Origin of the sequence: Sulfurihydrogenibium yellowstonense SS-5, from assembly GCF_000173615.1 — a bacterium.
GTDB lineage: Bacteria > Aquificota > Aquificia > Aquificales > Hydrogenothermaceae > Sulfurihydrogenibium > Sulfurihydrogenibium yellowstonense.
Window position 1 is genome coordinate 1 of sequence record NZ_ABZS01000114.1, and the last position, 5366, is coordinate 5366.

General features: G+C 33.8%; 5 protein-coding genes and 1 tRNA gene. All 6 read right to left on the reverse strand.

Annotated elements, in window-relative coordinates; translation table 11 throughout:
• Positions 1 to 160 precede the first annotated feature (160 nt).
• The 6 genes from argF to SULYE_RS05480 all read right to left on the reverse strand — a co-directional run bounded on the left by argF (position 161) and on the right by SULYE_RS05480 (position 5130).
• The gene (argF, locus tag SULYE_RS05460) at positions 161 to 1084 is read right to left on the reverse strand and encodes an ornithine carbamoyltransferase (protein WP_007547337.1); all 924 of its coding nucleotides are present in this window, start codon (positions 1082 to 1084) and stop codon (positions 161 to 163) included.
• Positions 1085 to 1362: 278 nt separating this feature from the next.
• The gene (locus tag SULYE_RS05465) at positions 1363 to 2277 is read right to left on the reverse strand and encodes an aspartate carbamoyltransferase catalytic subunit (protein WP_007547338.1); all 915 of its coding nucleotides are present in this window, start codon (positions 2275 to 2277) and stop codon (positions 1363 to 1365) included.
• Positions 2278 to 2286: 9 nt separating this feature from the next.
• Positions 2287 to 2853, reverse strand: coding sequence for a DedA family protein (locus SULYE_RS05470; RefSeq protein WP_007547339.1), 567 nt, complete (start codon positions 2851 to 2853; stop codon positions 2287 to 2289).
• Positions 2854 to 2871: 18 nt separating this feature from the next.
• Positions 2872 to 2945, reverse strand: a tRNA-Arg gene (locus SULYE_RS05475).
• On the reverse strand, positions 2928 to 4247 hold the full coding sequence (locus SULYE_RS08055; RefSeq protein WP_007547340.1) for a M16 family metallopeptidase: 1320 nt from the start codon (positions 4245 to 4247) through the stop codon (positions 2928 to 2930). The genes SULYE_RS05475 and SULYE_RS08055 overlap by 18 nt, the downstream gene beginning before the upstream one ends.
• Positions 4240 to 5130: a Tim44 domain-containing protein gene (locus SULYE_RS05480; protein ID WP_007547341.1), complete on the reverse strand. Its 891-nt coding sequence runs from the start codon at positions 5128 to 5130 to the stop codon at positions 4240 to 4242. Before SULYE_RS05480 ends, SULYE_RS08055 begins: the two co-directional genes overlap by 8 nt.
• Between the last annotated feature and the right edge of the window lie 236 nt (positions 5131 to 5366).

Consider the following 5366-nt stretch of genomic DNA (forward strand, 5'->3'; position numbering starts at 1 on the left):
TGGTTTTTTGCATAATATACATCTGTCTGCTTCATCTTTTGCAGCAGTATGTCCAAATCCAAGGGAATACTCTTTAAACGTATTTTTTCTTATTTCTGGTGGGAGCAATGGTATGTTATTTCTGTCATGCCTTCTGTAAACTACCTTCTTCTTTTCCATTTTAACCTCCTATATTTTTTTTGAATAAAAAGCTCATCAATGATTTTTGAACATGCAGCCTGTTTTCTGCTTGATTAAAGATAACATCTGAATACTGTTCGAACACATCTTCTGTTATTTCTTCACCTTTATGAGCCGGTAAACAGTGCATCACAATCGCATCCGGTTTGGCAAGTAAAACTAAATCTTTATTTACTGTAAACGGTTTAAATACATCTTTTTTACCTTTTTCATTCTCCTGTCCCATACTAACCCAAACATCTGTATAGATAACATCGGCTTCTAAAACAGCTTCTTTTGGGTCGTTTGTAATTGTGATTTTTGAACCGGATTTTTTAGCAATTTCTAAGCTTTCATAAACAGCTTTGCCGTTTGGTTCATAGTTAGGGGGTGTTGCAACCGACATATCCATTCCCATCAATGCACAAGCAAGGAGTAGAGTATTTGCCATATTGTTTCCATCGCCTACATATGCAACTTTTTTATTTTCTAAGCTTCCAAACTCTTCGTCTATTGTCATTAAGTCTGCCAAAACTTGACAAGGATGTTGATAATCTGTAAGAGCATTTATAACCGGAATAGAGCTATACTTTGCAAGCTCCTCAACCTCTTGATGTGAAAAAGTTCTTATTACGATACCGTCAAGATATCTTGACATAACTCTTGCTGTATCTTTTATATCTTCTCCTCTGCTTAGCTGCGTGGTTGAACCGGAAATATATATAGGCTGGCCGCCCATTTGATAAACACCAACTTCAAATGAAAGTCTTGTCCTTGTTGATTGTTTCATAAAAATCAGTCCGATAGATTTTCCTTCCAATGTTCTGTCGGCAAACTTATCTTTCTTAAGCTTTTTTGCATAATCAATAATGCTTAAAACTTCCTCTCTGCTTAAGTCTGTAAAAGATACAAAATCCCTTTTCATTCAAAACCTCCATAAAAAATATAACACTGTTTGATTTTTAAGTCAACTTTCATAGTAGGCTGTTCCAAAAAATCCAAACCGTCATTCTGAGCGAAGCGAAGAATCTCATATTTTTCTTTTCAAATCAAAAAAATAAAAAGATGAGATCCTTCGGACTTACGTCCTCAGGATGACAAAATTGAAACAACCTAACTTTTACAATCAAAAATTGCGAGATTTTTCACTTTTAAATTTTTTTAAATCTTAAATATACTTTTCCATCAATACTTATTTATACCTTAATCCTCCAAATCTTTTAGATATTTATAAATAGCCATTCTAACAAATAATCCATTTTCAACTTGGTCTAAGATTAAACTTCTATCTCCATAGACAAGCTCACTTTGGATTTCAATTCCTCTGTTTACAGGTCCGGGATGCATGATAACTGCATCTTCTTTCATTTTGTTCAATCTTTCCTGATTTAATCCATACTTTATAGAGTATTCTCTTAAGCTTGAGAAAAATGGTTTATCCTGTCTTTCAAGCTGAATTCTCAAAAAGATAACTACATCTTTATCTTTTATAGCATCTTCAATGTCTGTTGTTATGTAGTCTGCACCCAATACTTCTGCATGTCTTGGTAGCATTGTTATAGGTCCGCATACTGTAATTTCTCCTCCCAGCTTTTTAAAAAGTTTTATATCAGACCTTGCTACTCTACTATGAAGAATGTCTCCAATGATTGCTATCTTTAATCCGGCTAACGCTCCTTTTTTTTCTATGATAGTAAAAGCATCAAGCAATGCTTGGGATGGATGTTGATAAGTCCCGTCTCCTGCATTTATTACATGAGATTTTACAGACTTAGCAACTATGTTAGCCGCACCGGACATATAATGCCTAATAACTATAAAATCTGCGTTCATTGCCTCTAAGGTTTTCACAGTATCATAAAGCGTCTCACCTTTCTTTACAGAACTTGAAGATGCTGAAATGTTTATTGTATCTGCCCCAAGAATCTTTCCGGCAAGTTCAAAGGATGTTCTTGTCCTTGTTGAATTTTCAAAAAATACAAGTAAAACAGAGCATCCTCTTAGATCATGAAACTTTTTTTCTCCGTTTTTAAATCTCTCCTTGTATTCTTTAGCAATTTTAAAGATGTTATCTATGTCTTCTTGATCAAGCTGGTCAACAGAGATTAAATCTTTCATGATAACCCTCTATGCTTTTATTTTTTTGTATGAAAAGGAAATCAAATATATTAAAAGTCCAATTACAGCTACAACCATTCCTACTATAAAGAAGTAATGCTTAGCCTCGCCAAATAGCATTGTTGCAACATGACCAAAAAGATAACCAATATACAAAAATAGGACAGCCCATATTATCAAAGATAAGATATTAAAAAAAAGAAATTTATAAAAATTAAAGCCGGAAGCTCCCATCAACATCATCGGAACTACTCTCATACCATACATAAATCTAATTATAAAGAGAGAGAAAATCCCATATTTTTGAATTAAGCTTTTCATCTTTCTGTACTTTCTTTTTGTGTACTTATTTCCAAGTAAAAAGTGTCTTCCTTTCCATCTTCCTAAGAAAAAATATATCAGTTCGTGAACTAATGCTCCGAGGATTGAAAATATGAGCGTTGGTAATGGTTCTAAAAATCCATGTTTTATAAAAAATCCAGCAACCAGTAGAGCAAATTCTCCTTCTAAGAATGTGCCTACAAATACAGCAAGATATCCATAGCTATTTAAAAGTTGTTCAAAGTTTTCTATCATTCTTCTCCTGGATGTAAGTGTCCCTGGGCGGATTTGAACCGCCGACCTCCAGATTAGGAATCTGGGGCTCTGTCCTACTGAGCTACAGGGACACTTTCAGGTAGTAGTCTTACCTCTGTATAATTGTTATCTTTAAATGCTTTTATTACTCTATCTAAATCTTCTTTTTTAACTTTTTTAATTCTGTCAAGATACTTTAAATCGTAGTTGATATCGCCAGTTACGGTTATAGAATAGCCAATCGCCTCTGCGTCATTATCGACTTCTTCTTTTGCAAAGATTTCTCTATTTATTATTCTCTTCTTAGCGTTTTCTACCTCTTCTTTAGAAAATCCTTTTTCTTGATATCTTTTTATGATTTCAAATATTTTGCTTTTTGCCTGCTCTATTTTGTTTTCATCGGTTACAAAGTATATTAAAAACTGGCTTGTTCCTTTATGGGCTAAATACCCACCCATGATTGATTGAACCAATCCAGCTTCTTTTATCTCTTGATACATTACTGAACTTTTTCCATTTAATAAAATCTCTTCTAACACATTAAAAGGATATGAATCTTTATCTGTAATAGGTGGGGCTTGCCAACCAATGGCTAAGTATGCTCTTGTAATCTGTTTTTTTCTTATATCTTCTCTTCTTACTTCTTGTTGTGGGTCTTCTAACGGAACCTCCGGCGGTTTGTAGTACTTACCTTTAACACTTCCAAAAGTTTTTTCTATCTCTTTCAAAACTTGCTCAGCTTTTACATTTCCAACAATGACCACGGTTTTATTTGATGGAGTATAGTAAGAATAAAAATAGTTTCTAACTAATTCCGGTGTATAGTTTTCTATTGTTTCCCTGTAGCCTATTACCGGATATTTGTAGTTAGATTTTTTGTAAGCAAGTTTATTGTATGTATCCCAAAGAAGATTTTTTGGGTTGTCAAGATGTCTGTTCAACTCTTCTAAAACTATAGGTTTTTCTTTTGCTACCATTTCGTCGGATAATGTTGGTTCAGTAGTCATGTAGTAAAGATAGTACAATGCATCTTTCCAAAACTCACTTGCAATTTCAATATGATAATAAGTAAAGTCAAAGCTTGTTGCTGCGTTTATGCTACCGCCTTTCTTTTCTACTTCAAACTCTATTTCTCCTGGTTTTGTGTATTTAGTTCCGTTAAAAAGCATATGTTCTAAAAAGTGAGCCAATCCTCTTTCGTTATCCTTTTCATAAACTGAGCCAACACCAAACCAGACTTGAACAGCTACAGCTTGCGTATCTTCTCTTGGTTTTATAACAACGGTCGTGCCATTTTTTAACTTTTTAATGATAATATTCTCTTTTGCCTTTACTTCCTTTACCAATGCTAAAGCCATAATCAAACCCCATATTAGTATTATTTTTTTATACATCGTCAACCTGTTTAATATCGTCCAATTTCCAATTTAAAGCTTTTCCTACAAATGCCCAATATTCTGTAAATGATACAGGATTATATTTATCCCCTTCTACTATATTTCCATCGCTGTCTACTGTGTAATCAATAGCTGACGCATCAAGTCTTACTATAACCACTTTATTATCTCCCTCTTCCTCAACATGAACAATTTCAAGATTTTCAATCTTTGGATTTTCCACAATATTTCTTAGTCCTTTAGCTTTTAACTCTTTTAACTGCTCTTCTAAGTACTGATACATTCTATCTGTCAAAAAGTTTTTAACAGGTGATAAATCCCCATTAGACCATGCTTTTTGAATATCATAAAAAATACTCTTGGTTAAATTTAAGATTAACTCTTCATTGATGTAAGGCAAACTTCCGGCTTGAGTTTGAGAATCATCATACTGATAAGGCTGATAGTTTAAATTTGTATTGGAGGCATAAGATGGCTCTTCTCTTTTTCTAAATAGCCTAATAACAAAGAAAATCAGTCCAGCCAATAATAAAAGTCCTAATAACCCTAATACTCCTGCTGCAAACTGTGGTCCTAAGAAATGGCTTAATGCTGAGAAAATCGCCATACCTGCTAAAGCACCAAGCAATCCTGAGAAGAACGATGTAAAGAAAGATGGCTTTTGCTGTGGCATTTGATTATACGGCTGTCCTTTGTTGACAGGATTAGCAGGATTAGATGGATTTGTAGAAGGATTAGCAGGTTTATTTACTCTGTTAAAATCCTGGGCTTTGTAGCTTCTAAAGTGTGTAGAGCTTCCTTTTCCGGCCCTTGCAAAGCTATCTTGTGTCAGCGATACTAAAAAAGTGAATACAGTCAGCAAAATTAAAATCTTTCTCATTCTAATTACCTCCAAATATAAAGATATTTAAAATTTTACCATAGTGGAGATAAAAGGTGAGAAGTTGGCGAGAAGTTTCTAAGTATTAATAAGCCTAAAAAATTAGTTAACTTTCAGACCTTCTTGGTCTCAGTACAACAAGATGAGAAGCTTGAATTAAAGCATCGTCGCTTTAAAGCCGCCGAGATTCTGTGTTTTTGTTGAATTTCTCGCCTGATGCATTTAGAATAGATATA